Raw genomic sequence first — 16,138 nt, 5'->3', positions numbered from 1 at the left:
GAGAGGGGGGTCGAGGGACGCAGAAACGGGGGGTGCTGGGGGGCGGTCGAGTGGGTATAAAGAGCAGGCCCGGTTCGCCAGGCCGGGCCCGGGCTGCGCGGGGGGGGGGACCGGGGTGGGGTTTTCCCGGCCGGGAGCCCCCCCAAAGGCCCCCCCCCCCCCCCGCAGCCGCAGCTCTGACCGCCGCCGGGGTCAGACGAGGCGTGGTTCGAGGAGGATCTCGGTGTCGTCGGGGCGGTAGGTACGCCATCGCCCACCGGCGTCACGTTCGATGCGGAACCCGTGGTGGACCTTGGTGTGGTGCCGTTCGCACAGCAGCGCCGAGTTCTCCAGCGAGGTCTCCCCGCCGTGCGCCCAGTGCACGAGATGGTGGACATCGGCCCAGTGGTGGGGTGCGCAGCAGCCGGCGAACACGCAGGTCTTGTCCCTCGCCACCACCGCCCGCCGAAGCGCCGGGGTGACCACCCGGTGGGCGCGGCCCAGGTCCAGCGGGACCCCGTCGGGGCCCATCACGATCCGGGAGACCACCGCATCGCAGGCCAACCATCGGGCCCGGGCGGCGGAGATGACCGCACCGAAGCCGGTGGCCGCCGTCCCGGGCCCGGTGCCCTCGCCGACCAGGTCGTCCGCGTTCACCGTGACGACCACGTGCGGCTTCTGGGTCCGCAGCACCGGCAGGTCCCCGGCGGCGAGCTGGTTGTCCGCCAGCTGCACCAGCGCGTCGGCGTTCAGCTGCCACCGCGATCGCAGGTCACCCTGCGGCCGGTCGGCCTGCACGATCGACTCCAGCGCCGCCTTGACCTTCTCCCCGCCCACCGCATCCAGGTCGAACCGGCCGGTCACGCTGCCGTCGGCGTGCGTGGCCACGCTGAGCCGCCGGTCCTCGGTGGGGTCAGGCTCAGCACCGTCGGGGTCCAGGGCGGCCTCGAACGCCTTCACCGCCACCGCCAGGGTCTGGTGCGACGAGGAGACAGCCAGCGCTGCCCACGTGCGGTCGAACGCGGCCAGGTCGACGTCCTGCTCAGCCGCCCGGGCCCGTTCCCGCTCCCCCACCGTCGAGGCCACCACGTCGACCTGCGCGGCGGTCACCGCACCCTCGGCGAACCCTGCGGCCAGCGCCGGGAAGTGCTCCAGCGCGCGACCGGTCCGCACGATCCGGCTCGCCTCGGCGGCCGAGAGCCGCAGGTGCCCGATCAACCAGGACCGCATCGACACCAGCCCGTCGTGCTCAGGGGCCTGGGTCAGCTCGGCGTGCCGGGCAGTGCGGGCGATCTCGGCATCCAGCCGATTCCGCGCCGCCACCAGCACCGCCGTCCGCTCCAGGGTCTGACCACCGGTGAGCCCGTGCAGGTCCTCTGCTCCGAAGCTGTCCAGGGCCGACCCGAGCTCGCTCACGACACCTCCCCGGCATTCGAATATGTGTTCGAATCCTACCGCGCGGCGCTCACCCAGACAAGCCGAACGTGCAGCTCAGAGCGCATATGTGGTCGGCGTGGGGGCCGGCCGGTCGGGGCGTCGACGAGCCCGCGACCACCGGCTGTGCAGCAGAAGTGCACCGCCGCCCAGGGCGACGCCGAGCGCCGTCCCCAAGGTGTTGCTCGACCAGTCGGTGGTGTCGCAGGCCCGGCCGAGGTCGAGGGCGACGGCCTGCACCGCTTCGATCCCGACCGACGACAGGGTGCCGCCGACCAGCGTCGCCAGCGGCCGTCGGGTGGCGATGGTCAGGAGCAGAGCAGGGACGGCGAACAGCAACACGTTCGCCATCAGCTCCGGGGTCGCGAACTGCGGCAGCGACCACTGCACCGTGCAGCCGACGACGGGGGACCGCCGTCCGGTCGGGGCCATCGTGAGGACGGCGACCGGGACCAGCGAGAGCGCCGCCGCCCAGCGCGCCCGGCCCGGGTGGGCGGCCAACCAGCTCCCCAGCGGCAGCCCGAGCACGAGCAGCAGCACCGCGCCGACGGCGTTGGACCAGGGGTGGTCGATCACCCAGTTCGTGATCACGGTGCGGTCGGGCGGTGGAGGACGGGCACGAGTCCGAGCATCACCGGCCGGCCGGGCGGGCGGATCCTCCGGAGGTACCGAGCGGGTCGGCCTCCAGGCCCAAGCCTCCCGTCAGCCCCGGCGGGCCCGGACGGCGGCGGCGAGCTCGGCGAGCAGCTCCTCGGTGGTCGGCAGGTCCACGCAGGCGTCGGTGACGCTCTGCCCGTAGGTCAGCGAACCGGGAGCGGTCCGGTCCAGGTCCTGCCGACCGGCGACCAGGTTGCTCTCCACCATCACGCCGCGGATGCCCTGCTCGCCGCCGGCCACCTGGCCGGCGAGGTCGCGCACGACCTGGATCTGGCGCAGGTGGTCCTTCTGGCTGTTGCCGTGCGAGGCGTCGACCACCAGCACCTCGGGCAGCCCGCGGGCGGCCAGCCGGCGCTTGGTGTCGGCGACGTGCGCCGCGGAGTAGTTCGGCCCGGCGGCGTCCCCGCGCAGGATGACGTGCCCGGTGTCGTTGCCGGTGGTGCCCAGCTGGGCGGAGACGCCGTGCCGGTCGACGCCCAGGAAGTCGTGCGGCGACCGGGCGGAGATGACCGCGGAGACGGCCACGTCGATGCTGCCCTCCGGCGAGTTCTTGAACCCGACCACGGAGGAGAACCCGGACACCCGCTCGCGGGCGGTCTGGTCGGTGACGTTGCGGGCGCCGACGCCGTTGTAGGTGACCAGGCCGTCCACGTACTGCGGGGTCAGGGCGTTGAGCGGCTCGGCGGCGACCGGGACGCCGAGCGCCGTGATCTCGGCCATCAGCATCCGGGTGGCGACCAGGCCGACGCTGATCCGGCTGGAGCCGTCGAGGAACGGGTCGTAGGCGAAGCCCTTCCAGTCCACCTCGGTGCGGGGCTTCTCGGTGTAGGTCCGCATGACGATCTCGAGGTCGGCGCCGTGCCGCTCCCGCATCGCGGCCAGGAAGGCCGCGTACTCCAGCGCGGCGACCGGGTCGTGGATCGAGCACGGCCCGGCGATGACGGCCAGCCGGTCGTCCTCGGCCCGGACGACGGCACCCACGGCCCGCCGTCCGGCCCGGGTGGTGTCCGCCGACGCCGCGGTCAGCGGGACCAGCGCCGCGACCGCAGCCGGCGTGACGACCGCGCTGGCGCCGGTGATCCGGGCGTCGACCAGGTCCCCGGGGTCGACCGCCCCGCCCGGCGCGATGCCGAGCGCCGCGTGCACGCCGGGCAGCAGCTCCGCCTGCGCGGCGTCGACCTGCTCGTTGACCCGGTGCTGCACCTCCAGCAGGGCGTCGGCGATCCGGGTCGCGGTGGGCAGGAGCTCGTCGGGGGTCATGCGGGGCGCTCCTCGTCTGGGTGCCCGGAGGGCACGAGGGCGGAGGTTACCGGCGAGCCCGGACGCACCACTGCCTCGCAGATCACCCGAGAAGTTTTTGACTGCTCGGTCCAGCAAGGCGTACGTTCGGGACCGTTCAGTCAACAACGTCCTCGAGGAGATCGTCATGACCGCAGTGCTCGACGGCAAGACCGCCCTGGTGACCGGTGGGACCTCGGGGATCGGGCTGGCGGTCGTCCGCCGGTTCGTCGCCGAGGGTGCGCACGTCGTCCTCACCGGACGGCGTCAGGCGCAGCTCGACGCGGTGGCCGCCGAGTTCGGCGACGCCGTGACCGCCGTCCGGGCCGACGCCTCGGACCCCGCCGACGTGGCCGCCCTGTTCGAGGTGGTCGCCGCCCGCGGCACCGGGCTGCACGCCGTGCACGTCAACGCCGGCATCGGGGAGTTCAAGCCGCTCGGCGAGGTGACCGCCGCCGACATCGACGCCGCGTTCGGCACCAACGTGCGCGGCACCACGCTGACGGTGCAGGGCGCCCTCCCCCACCTGGCCGACGGTGCCGCGATCGTCGTGACCGGGTCCACCGCGGCGTCCGGGACCGAGCGCAACTTCGGGCTGTACGGCGGGTCGAAGGCGGCCATCGCGACGATGACCCGCACCTGGGCGGCTGAGCTGGCCCCGCGCGGCATCCGGATCAACACCGTGATCCCCGGCCCCACCGAGACCCCCGGCCTCAAGGGCCTGGCCCCGGGCAACGGCGACGCACTCGTCGAGCAGATCGCCGCCGGGCTGCCCTTCGGCCGGGTGCTGCGCCCCGAGGAGGTCTCCGCCGTCGTCCTGTTCCTGGTCTCGGACCAGAGCTCGGGGATGACCGGCAGCGAGGTCTACGTCGACGGCGGCTCCTCGATCGCCTGACCGCCCTTGCCGGTGTCCCATCATGGACGGAGCGGTCCAGAACCCCAACCGGAGGACGACCATGGCCAGACCCCGCACGTTCGACGAGGCCGACGTCATCGCCCGCGCCCGCAAGGCGTTCGCCGAGACGGGCTTCGCCGGGACGTCGCTGGACACCCTGCTGGAGGCCACCGGCCTGGCGCGGCAGAGCCTCTACAACGCCTTCGGCGGCAAGAAGGAGCTCTTCATGCGGGCGTTCCTCAGCGACGCCGCCGAGGCCGTCGACGCCGTCGAGTCGATCCGGCACGGGGCCGACAGCCCCCTCGTCCGCATCCGGTCCCAGCTGGTGAAGGTCGCCGTCGAGCACGGCGGGGGGCAGGCGGCCCCGTCGCTGTTCACCAAGGCCGCCGTCGAGCTCTCCGCGCAGGACGACCAGGTCGCCTCGACGGTCGCCGCGGCGTTCGAGTCGATGCAGACGCACTACGGCGCCTGCATCGCCGACGCCCAGGCCGCCGGCGAGATCGACGCCGCCGCCGACGCCGGCTCGCTGGGGGCGTTCTTCGTCGCCCTCATCGAGGGGATGTCCACGCTCGGCGGGTCGGGCGTGCCCCGCGCGACCCTCCTCGACATCGGCCTCACGAGCATGGCGGCCATCCCGATCACCGAGCTCGGCCGCGAGCACCTGGGCACGGACGACGGCGACTGGACCTGAGGCCCCGGACCCCGCGCGGGAAGCAGGCTCGTGCTCGCGGTGTTCCCGGGGTGTACTCGACGAGAGGGAGACACACCATGACCACCGAGACCGCGATCCTCGCCGGCGGCTGCTTCTGGGGCGCGCAGGAGCTGCTGCGCAAGCGCCCGGGGGTGCTCTCCACCCGGGTCGGCTACTCCGGCGGCGACACCCCGAACGCCACGTACCGCAACCACGGCGACCACGCCGAGTCCGTCGAGATCGTCTTCGACCCCGACGTGATCTCCTACCGCGAGGTGCTGGAGTTCTTCTTCCAGATCCACGACCCCTCGACGAAGGACCGGCAGGGCAACGACGTCGGCCGCAGCTACCGGTCGGAGATCTTCACGACCAGCGACGAGCAGCGCCGGGTCGCCCTCGACACCATCGCCGACGTGGACGCCTCCGGCATCTGGCCCGGCCCGGTCGTCACCGAGGTCAGCCCGGCCGGCCCGTTCTGGGAGGCCGAGCCGGAGCACCAGGACTACCTGCAGCGGATCCCCTACGGCTACACGTGCCACTACGTGCGTCCGGACTGGGTGCTCCCCCGCCGCGCGGCGGAGTCCGCCCGCTGAGTCACCCGGCAGGCGCCCCACCCCGGCCACCCGGGGTGGGGCGCCCCTAGCCTGACCGGCATGCGTGCAGTCCAGATCACCCGCTTCGGCGGCCCCGAGGTCCTCGACGTCGTCGACCTCCCCGACCCCACCCCGGCCGACGGCCAGCAGCTGTACCGGGTCAGCGCGGCCGGGGTGAACTACGCCGACACCCACCAGGTCGAGGACTCCTACCTGGCCAAGCAGGAGCTGCCGCTGATCCCCGGCGCCGAGTTCGTGGGGACGCCCGACGGCGGGGGCGACCGGGTCGTCGGGCTGCTGCTGGGCGGCGGCGGGTACGCCGACACCGTCGTCACCGACCCGCGGATGACCTGGGCCCTGCCGGACGGCGTCACCGACGACCAGGCGCTGTCGCTGGTCCTGCAGGGCACCACCGCCTGGCACCTGCTGCGCACCAGCACCCACCTGGCCGCCGGTGAGTCCGTCGTCGTCATGGCCGGCGCGGGCGGCGTGGGCACGCTGGCCATCCAGCTCGCGAAGCGCTGGGGTGCAGGCCGGGTCATCGCCACCGCGTCGTCACCGGACAAGCGCGCGCTGGCCGAGGAGCTGGGCGCCGACGCCACCGTCGACCCGGCGCTGGCCGACGACGACCCCAAGGCGTTCACCGCTGCGCTGCGCGAGGCCAACGGCGGGAAGCGGGTCGACGTCGTCCTGGAGATGACCGGCGGCAACGTCTTCGACGGCGCACTGTCCGCGCTGGCCCCGTTCGGCCGGATCGCGGCCTACGGCATGGCCTCCCGGCAGGCCGCCTCCGCGGTCGCGCCGGCGTCGCTCATGGGCACCAGTCGCGGCGTCGTCGGGTTCTGGCTGGCGCACTGCACCGCCCGGCCGCAGATGCTGGACGACGCGATGACCGACCTGCTCGCGCTCACCGCCGCCGGCGACCTGCGCCCGGTGATCGGCGGCCGGTACCCGATGACCGCCGTCCGCGAGGCCCACCAGGACCTCCGCTCGCGCCGCAGCACCGGGAAGCTGGTCCTCGACCCCGCCCGCTGATCAGAGGGGGTCGAGCAGACGCTGCAGGAACTGGCGGGTGCGGGGTTCCCGCGGCTCGACCAGCACCTCCGACGGCGGCCCCTGCTCGACCACGACCCCGCCGTCCAGGAACAGGACCTGGTCGGCGACCTGCCGGGCGAAGCGCATCTCGTGGGTGACCACGACCATCGTCCAGCCCTCGGCGGCCAGGGACTGCATCACCCGCAGCACCTCGCCCACCAGCTCGGGGTCCAGCGCGCTGGTCGGCTCGTCGAACAGCACGACCCGGGGCGTGGTGGCCAGCGCCCGGGCGATGCCGACGCGCTGCTGCTGCCCGCCCGACAGCTGCACCGGGTAGGAGTCCGCCTTGTCCGCCAGGCCCACCCGGGCCAGCAGCTCGCGGGCCTCCTCCTGCGCCTGCGCACGCGGCCGGCCCTGGGCGAGCACCGGACCCGACGTCACGTTCTCCAGCACCGTCAGGTGCGGGAACAGGTTGTGCGCCTGGAAGACCATCCCGCTCTGGTCGCGCAGCCGGGCCACCGCCCGGGTGCCGGGGCGGTCCGCCCAGTCCAGGTGGACGTCGCCGACCCGGACCGTGCCGGTCTCCGGCCGCTCCAGGCCGTTGAGGCTGCGCAGCACCGTGGTCTTGCCGGAGCCCGACGGCCCGATCAAGCAGGTGACCGACCCGGCCGGCACGACGACGTCGACGCCGCGCAGCACCTGGTTGTCCCCGAAGGACTTGACCAGCCCGCGGGCCTCGAGCAGCGGGGCGGTCATGCGGCCACGTACCGGGACAGCCGGGTCTCCAGCCGGGTCTGGCCGAAGGAGAGCACGAGGCACACCACCCAGTAGTAGACGGCCGCCAGGCCGTAGAGCGTGAAGAACTCGAAGCTCGGCGCCGCGATCTCCTGCGCCCGGCGCAGCAGCTCCGTGACCAGGATGGTGGAGACCAGCGAGGTGTCCTTCACCAGCGAGATCAGCGTGTTGCTCAGCGACGGGACGGCGATCCGGGCCGCCTGGGGCAGCACCACCCGGCGCAGCGTGGTCGTCCGGTTCATCCCGACGGTCATGGCCGCCTCCCACTGCCCGCGGGGCACCGCCAGGATCGCCCCGCGCACGGCCTCCGAGGCGTAGCCACCGACGTTGAGGCTCAGCGCGATGATCGCGCTGGGCCACGGGTCGATGGTCAGCCCCAGGGACGGCAGGCCGAAGAACACGATGAACAGCTGCAGCAGCAGTGGCGTGCCGCGGATGATCGACACGTAGGCCCGGGCGATGCCCGCCACCAGGCGGTTGCCCGACAGCCGCATCAGCGCGAGCAGCACCGCCAGGGCCAGGCCCAGCACGAAGCTCACCGCGGTGAGCGGGATCGTCCCGGTCACCAGCCCGTCGAACAGCGGGCCCAGGCTGCTGCGGACCAGGTCCCAGTCGATCCCGTTCACCGCCGCACCGCCCGCCGGGTCACTGGCCGCTGACGTCCTCGCCGAAGTACCGCTCGGAGATCTCGGCCAGCGTGCCGTCGGCCCGCAGGGACTCCAGCGCGTCGTCGACGCGGGACTGCAGGTCGGCGCTGTCCTGGCGGAACACCAGCGCCTGCTCGCTGGGCTCGTCGATCTCCGCGGCGATCTTGACCTCGTCGTCCCCGGTGGTCTTCTGGTACTCCAGGAAGGCGAGGCTGTCGTTGATCGTCACGTCCACGCGGCCCTGCTTGAGCAGCGTGATCGCCTGGGTGAAGCCCTCGACGGTCTCGATCGTCGCGCCGGCCTCGGTGGCGACCTCGGAGAACGAGCTGGTGAGGGACTGCGCGCTGGTCAGGCCCGCGACGTCGGCGAGCGAGGTGACGCTGTCGTCGTCCGCGCGCGTGATGACCACGCCGGAGGAGACCGTGTACGGCGTGGAGAACAGGTAGCTCTCCTCGCGCTCGGGGTTGATCGTCACCTGGTTGGCGATGACGTCGTACCGGTCGGCCTCCAGGCCGGCGAAGATCGAGTCGAACGTGGTCTCGCTGAACTCGACCTCCATGCCGAGCTCCTCGCCGACCGCCCGGGCGACCTCGACGTCGTAGCCGGTCAGCTCGTCGGTGTCCGGGTCGTTGAAGGAGAACGGGGCGTAGGTGCCCTCGGTGGCGACGCGGAGGACGTCGCCGTCCCCACCGCCGGAGGCCCCGTCGTCGGAGCCCCCGCTGCAGGAGGTCAGCAGCAGGGCGGCGGCGAGGGACAGCGTCAGGGTCACACGGGTGCGCACGGGTGGCTCCGGGGTTCAGGGGTTCGGGGTCCGACGAGGTGCTCGCGGTCGAGCGGGCTCACCCGGACAACCCGGGCTGCCCCCGAGCATTCCGCCGGGTGGCCGGTCCCACAACCGGCAGCACCTGGGTCAGAGCAGGCGGTTGGTCCAGAGCAGGGACAGGACGACGCCGAGGAAGGCGAAGAGGATGCCGCCGCGGACGAACCACGGGCTGATGTCCTGCGGCTCGGTGGTGTAGCCGATCTGGCTGCCGAGGTCGGCGTAGATCTGCTCCAGCTCCGACGCACTCGCCGCCTCGGAGTAGCTGCCGCCGGTCTCGTCGGCGACCTGCTCCAGGGTGGCTCGGTCGACCGGCACCGGCTGCGACTGGCCCTCGATCTCCACGGTGCCGAAGTCGGTGCCGAAGGCGATCGTGGACACCGGCACCTCCGCGGCGATCGCGGAGGCCACCGCGTCCAGCGGCTCGGCGCCCACCGTGCTGAACCCGTCGGACAGCAGCACCACCCGGGCCGGCGGCGCCGCCTCCCCGGCGTCCTGCAGCGTCGAGGTGAAGTTCTGGATCGCGGTCAGCGACGTCAGGATCGCGTCTCCGATCGCGGTCGCCTCGTCCAGCTGCAGGTTGTCGATGGCCACGCTGACCGACTCGCGGTCGGTGGTCGGCGGCACCAGCGTGGTCGCCCGGCCGGAGAACGACACCAGGCCCAGGTTGATCTGCGCCGGCAGGATGTCGACGAACTCCTTGGCCGCGGTCTTCATCGCCTCGAACCGGCTGGGCTCGACATCGGTGGCCTGCATCGACAGGGACACGTCCAGCGCCAGCACGACCGTGGCCCGCTCCCGCGGCACCCGCACCTCGGTCGAGGGCTGGGCCAGCGACAGCACGAACGCCCCCAGCCCGAGGACGACGAGGCCGAACGCGAGGTGCCGGCGCCAGCCCGGGCGCTTGGGCACCAGCGCACCGAGCAGCGCGACGTTGGTGAACCGCGCGGCGTACTTCTGCCGGCGGCGCTGCAGCAGCACGTAGAACCCGGCCAGCGCCACGACGGCGAGCAGGGCCAGCAACCACCACGGGGCCTGGAAGCTCATCGGGACGCTCCCCCTGCCCCGGCGCGACGGCGGTCCGCGACGAACCGGACGACGTCGGCCACCCAGTCCCGGTCGGTGCGCAGCTGCAGGTGCCCCGCGCCGACCCGGCGCAGCGTGCGGGCGATCTGCTGGCGCTGCGCGGCGGCCCCGGCGGCGAACCGGCGGCGCACCTCGTCGTTGCCGGTCGGCACCTCCAGCATCTGGCCGGTCTCCGGGTCCACCACGGTGAGCAGCCCGACGTCGGCCAGCTCCAGCTCGCGGGGGTCCACGACCTCGACGGCGAGCAGCTCGTGCCGCACCGACAGCCCGCGCAGCGGCTTCTCCCACTCGGCGTCGCCGAGGAAGTCCGACACCACGCACACCAGCCCGCGCCGGCGGGGCGGCCGGCGCAGCGACTCCAGCGCCGCGGCCAGGTCGCCGCGGCGCCCGCCCTCGGCGCGCGGGGTGGCCACCACCTGGCGCAGCATGCGGTCGGCGGCCAGCCGGCCGGGCAGGGCCGGGTACCGGTCCACCCGCTCGCCGGTGGTCACCACCGCGCCCAGCCGGTTGCCGTCGCGCACGGTGAGGTGGCTGACCGCGGCCAGCCCGGCGATGGCCAGGTCCCGCTTCTCGCAGGCCGCCGTCCCGAAGTCCAGGGACGCCGAGAGGTCCAGCACCACCCAGGTCTCGAGCTCGCGGTCGGCGATGGTCTCCCGCACGTGCGGGGTCTGCGTCCGGGCGGTCACGAACCAGTCCATCCGGCGGACGTCGTCCCCCGGGTGGTAGGTGCGCGAGTCGCCGGCCTCGGTGCCCGACCCCGGCACGAGGCCGAGGTGGTCGCCCTGCAGCAGGCCGTCGAGCCGGCGCCGCACGGTGAGCTCGAGGCGCCGCAGCAGGACCCCGGCGTCACCGCCCTCGCCGAACCGGACGGGTTCCACCGACGTCACGCGGACTGCGGACCCTGCTGCTGGGGACCCTGCGGGCCCTGCTGGGGACCGAGCTGCGGCGGGCCCTGCTGCGGGCCACCCCAGGGACCCTGCGGGACCTGCGGGCCACCGGGGCTCCCGGGACCGAACCCGCCGGCGCGCTGGCGCGGGGAGACCTGCGGCAGCGGCACGCTCTGCACGATCCGCTTGACCACGTGGTCGGCGGGGACGCCGTCGGCCAGCGCGTCGTAGGAGAGCACCAGCCGGTGCCGGAGCACGTCGGCGGTGATGTCCAGGACGTCCTGGGGCAGCACGTAGTCCCGGCCGCGGACCAGCGCCAGGGCGCGGCTGGCCGACACCAGGCCCAGCGTCGCGCGCGGGCTGGCGCCGTAGGTCACCCAGTTCGCGACGTCGGGCATGCCGTGCTCGCGCGGGGACCGGGTGGCCACCACCAGGCGGACGACGTAGTCGACCAGCGCGTGGTGCACGAAGACGCCCGACGCGGTGCGCTGCAGCCGGCGCAGGTCGTCGATGCCCAGGACCGTCTCGGCGTGCGGCGGGTTGGCGCCCATCCGGTAGACGATCTCCCGCTCCTCCTCCGGCGTCGGGTAGTCCACGAGCACCTTCATCAGGAAGCGGTCCCGCTGTGCCTCGGGCAGCTGGTAGACGCCCTCGCTCTCGATCGGGTTCTGCGTCGCCAGCACCAGGAAGGGGTCGGGCAGCGGGTGCGTCACGCCGCCGATGGACACCTGGCGCTCGGCCATGACCTCCAGCAGCGCCGACTGCACCTTGGCCGGGGCCCGGTTGATCTCGTCGGTGAGCACGAAGTTGGCGAACACCGGGCCGAGCTCGGTGTCGAAGGCGTCCTGGCCGGCCTTGTAGATGCGGGTGCCGATGATGTCGGCGGGCACCAGGTCCGGGGTGAACTGCAGGCGGGCGAACGACCCGCCCACCGCGGTGGCCAGCGTCTCCACGGCGAGGGTCTTCGCGACGCCCGGGACGCCCTCGAGCAGGACGTGGCCGCGGGCGAGCAGGCCGACCAGCATCCGCTCGACCAGGCGGTCCTGCCCGACGATGACCCGCTTGACCTCGAACTGCACCCGCTCCAGCAGGGCCGCGTCGGTGGCCGGTGGGGTGTGCTGCTGCGGGGACGGGGCGGGCGNCTCCCCCACCCCTAGGGCGTCGAGCCCGGCGGCCAGCGCCCGGCCCCGCCGGGCGACCTCTCGGTAGGTCAGCCCGCCCAGCGACGGTGCGGGCTGGGTCGGCTCGTCGACGACGCCGATCCGGTCGCCGTAGACGAGCTCGGCGCGGTCGAGGAAGTCGCGGGTGGTCAGCGGGACGCGCATGCCGGCTCCGGGTGGTCGGGGCCGACCCGGGGGTCAGCCGCGGAGAGTGGTCGCCGTCACGCTATCGCCGCGGGTCGACCACCGGCGTTGCACGGTGCGCGCAACGCTCCCCAGCCGGGGCACCGCCAGCCAGACGCCCCCCGCGTACAGCGCCCCCAGGACGGTGTCGACGACGTAGTGCTCGCCGGACCAGACCAGCACCAGCGGCATCGCGACGGCGTAGGCGACCAGCAGCGCCCGCTGCCACCGGTGCCGCACAAGGCCCAGCCCGACCAGGCAGAGCAGGACGGCGAACGCCGTGTGCAGCGACGGGACGGCGGCCACCGGGTTCACCTGGCCCTGCCCGGCGTGCAGCAGGGCCTGGGCGCGCGGCAGCCCGAGCACGGCCCAGCCGTCGCCGCCGAGCCGGTGCACCTCGCCGACCACGCCCTCCCGGGCGGCCAGCCAGGGCGGCGCGGCCGGGTAGAGCACGTAGGTGGCCAGCCCGGCCAGCGACAGCGCGACCACCAGCCGGGCGTACCGCGCCCAGCGCGCCCGGTCGCGCACCCACAGCACGGCCAGCAGCAGCGGGGTGAGGACGAAGTGCGAGCTGTAGACCAGCGTCACCAGCACCGCCAGCCAACCCGGGGCGGTCAGGTGCGCCTGCAGCCAGACGGTCGGGACGACGCCGAAGACCGCCCGGTCCACCGCGGCGGGCTCGACGACGTGGACGGCGGCCCCCAGGGTGTTCGCCACGCCCCGGCTGGCGTCGTAGAGCAGCAGCACCGCCCCGAGCGGGACCCAGTCGGCCAGCAACCGCGCCGCGGACCGCCACCCGTGGCCGACGCAGCGGCAGGCCAGGCCGGTGAGCACCCACAGCAGCACGCCGAGCCGGTCGGTGGGCAGCCCGGCAGCGACGCAGACGGCGACGAACGCGGCCAGGTGGACCGCCGACAGCGTCGTCCGCACGGCCCGGCCCCGGACCCGAGGCACGACCGGGGCAGGGGTCACCGCGGTGGCGGGCACCGCGGTGGTGGTCACGCCGCGGACGCTAGGGGTTCCGACGCCGTCCACCCCGGAGACACCCCGCCGGAGGTGACCGGCGCCACCGCTGCCCGGGAAGGGTTGCCTAACCCCGCACGGCGCGCACGGGGCTGGGATGATGGCCGGTGGCAAGGAGCGCGACGGACCATCGAGGGTGAGGCGCAAGAGTGGCAGCCAGCAAGGACAGCTTCGGAGCCCGGGCGACGTTGAGCGTCGACGGCACCGACTACGACATCTTCCGGCTCGACGCGGTGGAGGGCGCTGACAAGCTGCCCTACAGCCTCAAGATCCTCCTGGAGAACCTGCTCCGCACCGAGGACGGCGCGGACATCACCGCCGACCACGTGCGGGCGATCGCCGGCTGGGACCCCTCGGCCGAGCCCGACCAGGAGATCCAGTTCACCCCGGCCCGCGTGGTCATGCAGGACTTCACCGGCGTGCCCTGCATCGTCGACCTGGCCACCATGCGCGAGGCCATGGCCGACCTCGGCGGCGACCCGACGAAGATCAACCCGCTCGCCCCGGCCGAGCTGGTCATCGACCACTCCGTCATCTCCGACGTGTTCGGGACCCCCGAGTCCTTCGAGCGCAACGTCGAGATCGAGTACCAGCGCAACGGCGAGCGCTACCAGTTCCTCCGCTGGGGCCAGGGCGCCTTCGACGACTTCAAGGTCGTCCCCCCGGGCACCGGCATCGTCCACCAGGTCAACATCGAGCACCTGGCCCGCGTGGTCTTCTCCCGCGACGAGGACGGGAAGACCCTCGCCTACCCCGACACCTGCGTGGGCACCGACAGCCACACCACGATGGTCAACGGCCTGGGCGTGCTGGGCTGGGGCGTCGGCGGCATCGAGGCCGAGGCGGCCATGCTCGGCCAGCCCGTCTCCATGCTCATCCCCCGCGTCGTGGGCTTCAAGCTCACCGGCCAGCTGCCCGACGGCGCCACCGCCACCGACCTGGTCCTCACGATCACCGAGATGCTGCGCAAGCACGGCGTCGTCGGGAAGTTCGTGGAGTTCTACGGCGCCGGCGTCTCCGCCGTCCCGCTGGCCAACCGCGCCACCATCGGCAACATGAGCCCGGAGTTCGGCTCGACCGCCGCGATCTTCCCGATCGACGGCGAGACGATCCGCTACCTGCAGCTCACCGGCCGCAGCGACGCCCAGGTCGCCCTGGTCGAGGCCTACGCCAAGACCCAGGGCCTGTGGCACGACGAGACCCGCGAGCCGGTCTTCTCCGAGTACCTCGAGCTGGACCTGGCCACGATCGTGCCCTCGATCGCCGGCCCGAAGCGCCCGCAGGACCGCGTGCAGCTGTCCGACGCCAAGGCCGCCTTCCGCGAGGTGCTGCCCACCTACGCCGGCTCCGCCGACGACAGCGTCGACGACGCCCCCACCGCCGAGTCGGTCTCCGACGAGGGCGTGGAGGAGACCTTCCCGGCCTCGGACCCGGTCTCGGCCAGCAACGGCAACGCCGGCGCCGAGCCGCACACCGTCGTCCCGGCCCGGGTACCGGACCGCGCCTCCAAGCCGACGAAGGTCGTGCTCGAGGACGGCACCGAGACCTACGTCGACCACGGCCACGTGACGATCGCCTCGATCACCTCGTGCACCAACACCTCGAACCCCTCGGTGATGATCGGTGCGGCGCTGCTGGCCAAGAACGCCGTCGAGCGCGGGCTGACCAGCAAGCCGTGGGTGAAGACCACCCTGGCGCCGGGGTCCAAGGTCGTCATGGACTACTACGAGAAGGCCCAGCTCACCCCGTACCTGGAGAAGCTCGGCTTCTACCTGGTCGGCTACGGCTGCGTGACCTGCATCGGCAACTCCGGGCCGCTCCCCCCGGCGATCAGCGAGGCCGTCAACGAGGCCGACCTGGCCGTCGTCTCGGTGCTCTCGGGCAACCGGAACTTCGAGGGCCGGATCAACCCGGACGTGAAGATGAACTACCTGGCGTCCCCGCCGCTGGTCATCGCCTACGCGCTGGCCGGCTCCATGGACGTCGACCTGAACAACGAGCCGCTGGGCCAAGACCAGGACGGCGTGGACGTCTACCTGCGCGACATCTGGCCCTCGCCGATCGACGTGCAGCGCACGATCGACGAGTCGATCACCAAGGAGATGTTCGTCGACGACTACGCCGACGTCTTCGCCGGTGACGAGCAGTGGCGCTCGCTGCCCACCCCCGAGGGCAAGACCTTCGACTGGGACGCGCAGAGCACCTACGTCCGCAAGCCCCCGTACTTCGACGGCATGCCGGCCGAGCCGGCCCCCGTCGAGGACATCGCCGGGGCGCGCACCCTGGCCGTGCTGGGTGACTCGGTGACCACCGACCACATCAGCCCGGCCGGCTCGATCAAGGCCGACTCCCCCGCCGGGAAGTACCTGTCCGAGCACGGCATCGAGCGTCGGGACTTCAACTCCTACGGCTCGCGCCGCGGGAACCACGAGGTCATGATCCGCGGCACCTTCGCCAACATCCGGCTGCGCAACCAGCTGGTGCCCGGCACCGAGGGCGGCGTCACCAAGAACCACCTGACCGGCGAGACGACGACGATCTACGACGCCTCGCGCGGCTACATCGACGCCGGCGTGCCGCTGGTGGTGCTCGCGGGCAAGGAGTACGGCTCCGGGTCCTCGCGCGACTGGGCCGCCAAGGGCACCGCGCTGCTGGGCGTCAAGGCCGTCATCGCCGAGAGCTACGAGCGGATCCACCGCTCCAACCTCATCGGCATGGGCGTGCTGCCGCTGCAGTACCCCGAGGGCCAGAACCGGGAGTCCCTGGGCCTGACCGGTGACGAGGAGTTCACGATCACCGGCATCACGGCGCTCAACGACGGGTCCACCCCGCGGACGGTCAAGGTCAAGGCCGGGGACGTCGAGTTCGACGCCCGGGTCCGGATCGACACCCCCGGCGAGGCGAACTACTACCGCAACGGCGGGATCATGCAGTACGTGCTGCGCTCCCTCCGCGGGTCCGTCCCCGCCTGATCC

15 protein-coding genes are annotated in these 16,138 nt (G+C 73.2%); 5 read left to right on the top strand and 10 right to left on the bottom strand.

What is annotated here, in order from left to right; genetic code table 11:
- Positions 1–192 precede the first annotated feature (192 nt).
- The 3 genes from LFA75_RS20545 to LFA75_RS20535 form a co-directional block, all read right to left on the bottom strand.
- Positions 193–1,395, bottom strand: coding sequence for an HNH endonuclease (locus LFA75_RS20545; RefSeq protein WP_225235446.1), 1,203 nt, complete (start codon positions 1,393–1,395; stop codon positions 193–195).
- A gap of 75 nt (positions 1,396–1,470) precedes the next feature.
- On the bottom strand, positions 1,471–1,989 hold the full coding sequence (locus LFA75_RS20540) for a VanZ family protein (RefSeq protein WP_225235445.1): 519 nt from the start codon (positions 1,987–1,989) through the stop codon (positions 1,471–1,473).
- Positions 1,990–2,115: 126 nt separating this feature from the next.
- Positions 2,116–3,330, bottom strand: a complete 1,215-nt coding sequence (locus LFA75_RS20535; protein WP_225235444.1) for a 3-deoxy-7-phosphoheptulonate synthase — start codon at positions 3,328–3,330, stop codon at positions 2,116–2,118.
- Between the two features lie 166 nt (positions 3,331–3,496).
- Here LFA75_RS20535 and LFA75_RS20530 point away from each other — a divergent pair, with 166 nt between their 5' ends.
- From LFA75_RS20530 to LFA75_RS20515, 4 genes are all read left to right on the top strand, one after another.
- The gene (locus LFA75_RS20530; RefSeq protein WP_225235443.1) at positions 3,497–4,243 is read left to right on the top strand and encodes an SDR family NAD(P)-dependent oxidoreductase; all 747 of its coding nucleotides are present in this window, start codon (positions 3,497–3,499) and stop codon (positions 4,241–4,243) included.
- A gap of 61 nt (positions 4,244–4,304) precedes the next feature.
- The gene (locus LFA75_RS20525; protein ID WP_225235442.1) at positions 4,305–4,934 is read left to right on the top strand and encodes a TetR/AcrR family transcriptional regulator; all 630 of its coding nucleotides are present in this window, start codon (positions 4,305–4,307) and stop codon (positions 4,932–4,934) included.
- A 77-nt stretch (positions 4,935–5,011) separates the two neighbouring features.
- A complete protein-coding gene (msrA, locus tag LFA75_RS20520) occupies positions 5,012–5,527 on the top strand; it encodes a peptide-methionine (S)-S-oxide reductase MsrA (protein WP_225235441.1) in 516 nt (171 codons plus the stop codon).
- A gap of 60 nt (positions 5,528–5,587) precedes the next feature.
- Positions 5,588–6,562: a quinone oxidoreductase family protein gene (locus LFA75_RS20515; RefSeq protein ID WP_225235440.1), complete on the top strand. Its 975-nt coding sequence runs from the start codon at positions 5,588–5,590 to the stop codon at positions 6,560–6,562.
- Here LFA75_RS20515 and LFA75_RS20510 read toward each other — a convergent pair whose 3' ends face one another.
- From LFA75_RS20510 to LFA75_RS20480, 7 genes are all read right to left on the bottom strand, one after another.
- Positions 6,563–7,318, bottom strand: a complete 756-nt coding sequence (locus LFA75_RS20510) for an amino acid ABC transporter ATP-binding protein (protein ID WP_225235439.1) — start codon at positions 7,316–7,318, stop codon at positions 6,563–6,565.
- Positions 7,315–7,983 carry an amino acid ABC transporter permease gene (locus LFA75_RS20505; protein WP_225235438.1) on the bottom strand — a complete coding sequence of 223 codons (669 nt, stop codon included), beginning with the start codon at positions 7,981–7,983 and terminating at the stop codon, positions 7,315–7,317. Before LFA75_RS20505 ends, LFA75_RS20510 begins: the two co-directional genes overlap by 4 nt.
- 19 nt (positions 7,984–8,002) lie before the next feature.
- Positions 8,003–8,785, bottom strand: a complete 783-nt coding sequence (locus LFA75_RS20500; protein WP_225235437.1) for an amino acid ABC transporter substrate-binding protein — start codon at positions 8,783–8,785, stop codon at positions 8,003–8,005.
- 129 nt (positions 8,786–8,914) lie between these two features.
- A complete protein-coding gene (locus tag LFA75_RS20495; RefSeq protein ID WP_225235436.1) occupies positions 8,915–9,871 on the bottom strand; it encodes a VWA domain-containing protein in 957 nt (318 codons plus the stop codon).
- Positions 9,868–10,788, bottom strand: a complete 921-nt coding sequence (locus tag LFA75_RS20490) for a DUF58 domain-containing protein (RefSeq protein ID WP_225235435.1) — start codon at positions 10,786–10,788, stop codon at positions 9,868–9,870. Before LFA75_RS20490 ends, LFA75_RS20495 begins: the two co-directional genes overlap by 4 nt.
- Before the next feature lie 5 nt (positions 10,789–10,793).
- Positions 10,794–12,122, bottom strand: a complete 1,329-nt coding sequence (locus tag LFA75_RS20485) for an AAA family ATPase (protein ID WP_225235434.1) — start codon at positions 12,120–12,122, stop codon at positions 10,794–10,796.
- A 33-nt stretch (positions 12,123–12,155) separates the two neighbouring features.
- A complete protein-coding gene (locus tag LFA75_RS20480) occupies positions 12,156–13,142 on the bottom strand; it encodes a phosphatase PAP2 family protein (protein ID WP_225235433.1) in 987 nt (328 codons plus the stop codon).
- Positions 13,143–13,312: 170 nt separating this feature from the next.
- Here LFA75_RS20480 and acnA point away from each other — a divergent pair, with 170 nt between their 5' ends.
- Positions 13,313–16,135 carry an aconitate hydratase AcnA gene (acnA, locus tag LFA75_RS20475; protein WP_225235432.1) on the top strand — a complete coding sequence of 941 codons (2,823 nt, stop codon included), beginning with the start codon at positions 13,313–13,315 and terminating at the stop codon, positions 16,133–16,135.
- Positions 16,136–16,138 lie beyond the last annotated feature (3 nt).

This window comes from Klenkia terrae, from assembly GCF_900491935.1.
In the GTDB taxonomy this organism is placed as follows: Bacteria; Actinomycetota; Actinomycetes; order Mycobacteriales; family Geodermatophilaceae; genus Klenkia; species Klenkia terrae.
Note: the sequence above shows the minus strand (reverse complement) of the source record. Positions and strands in the feature narration are given on the sequence as shown.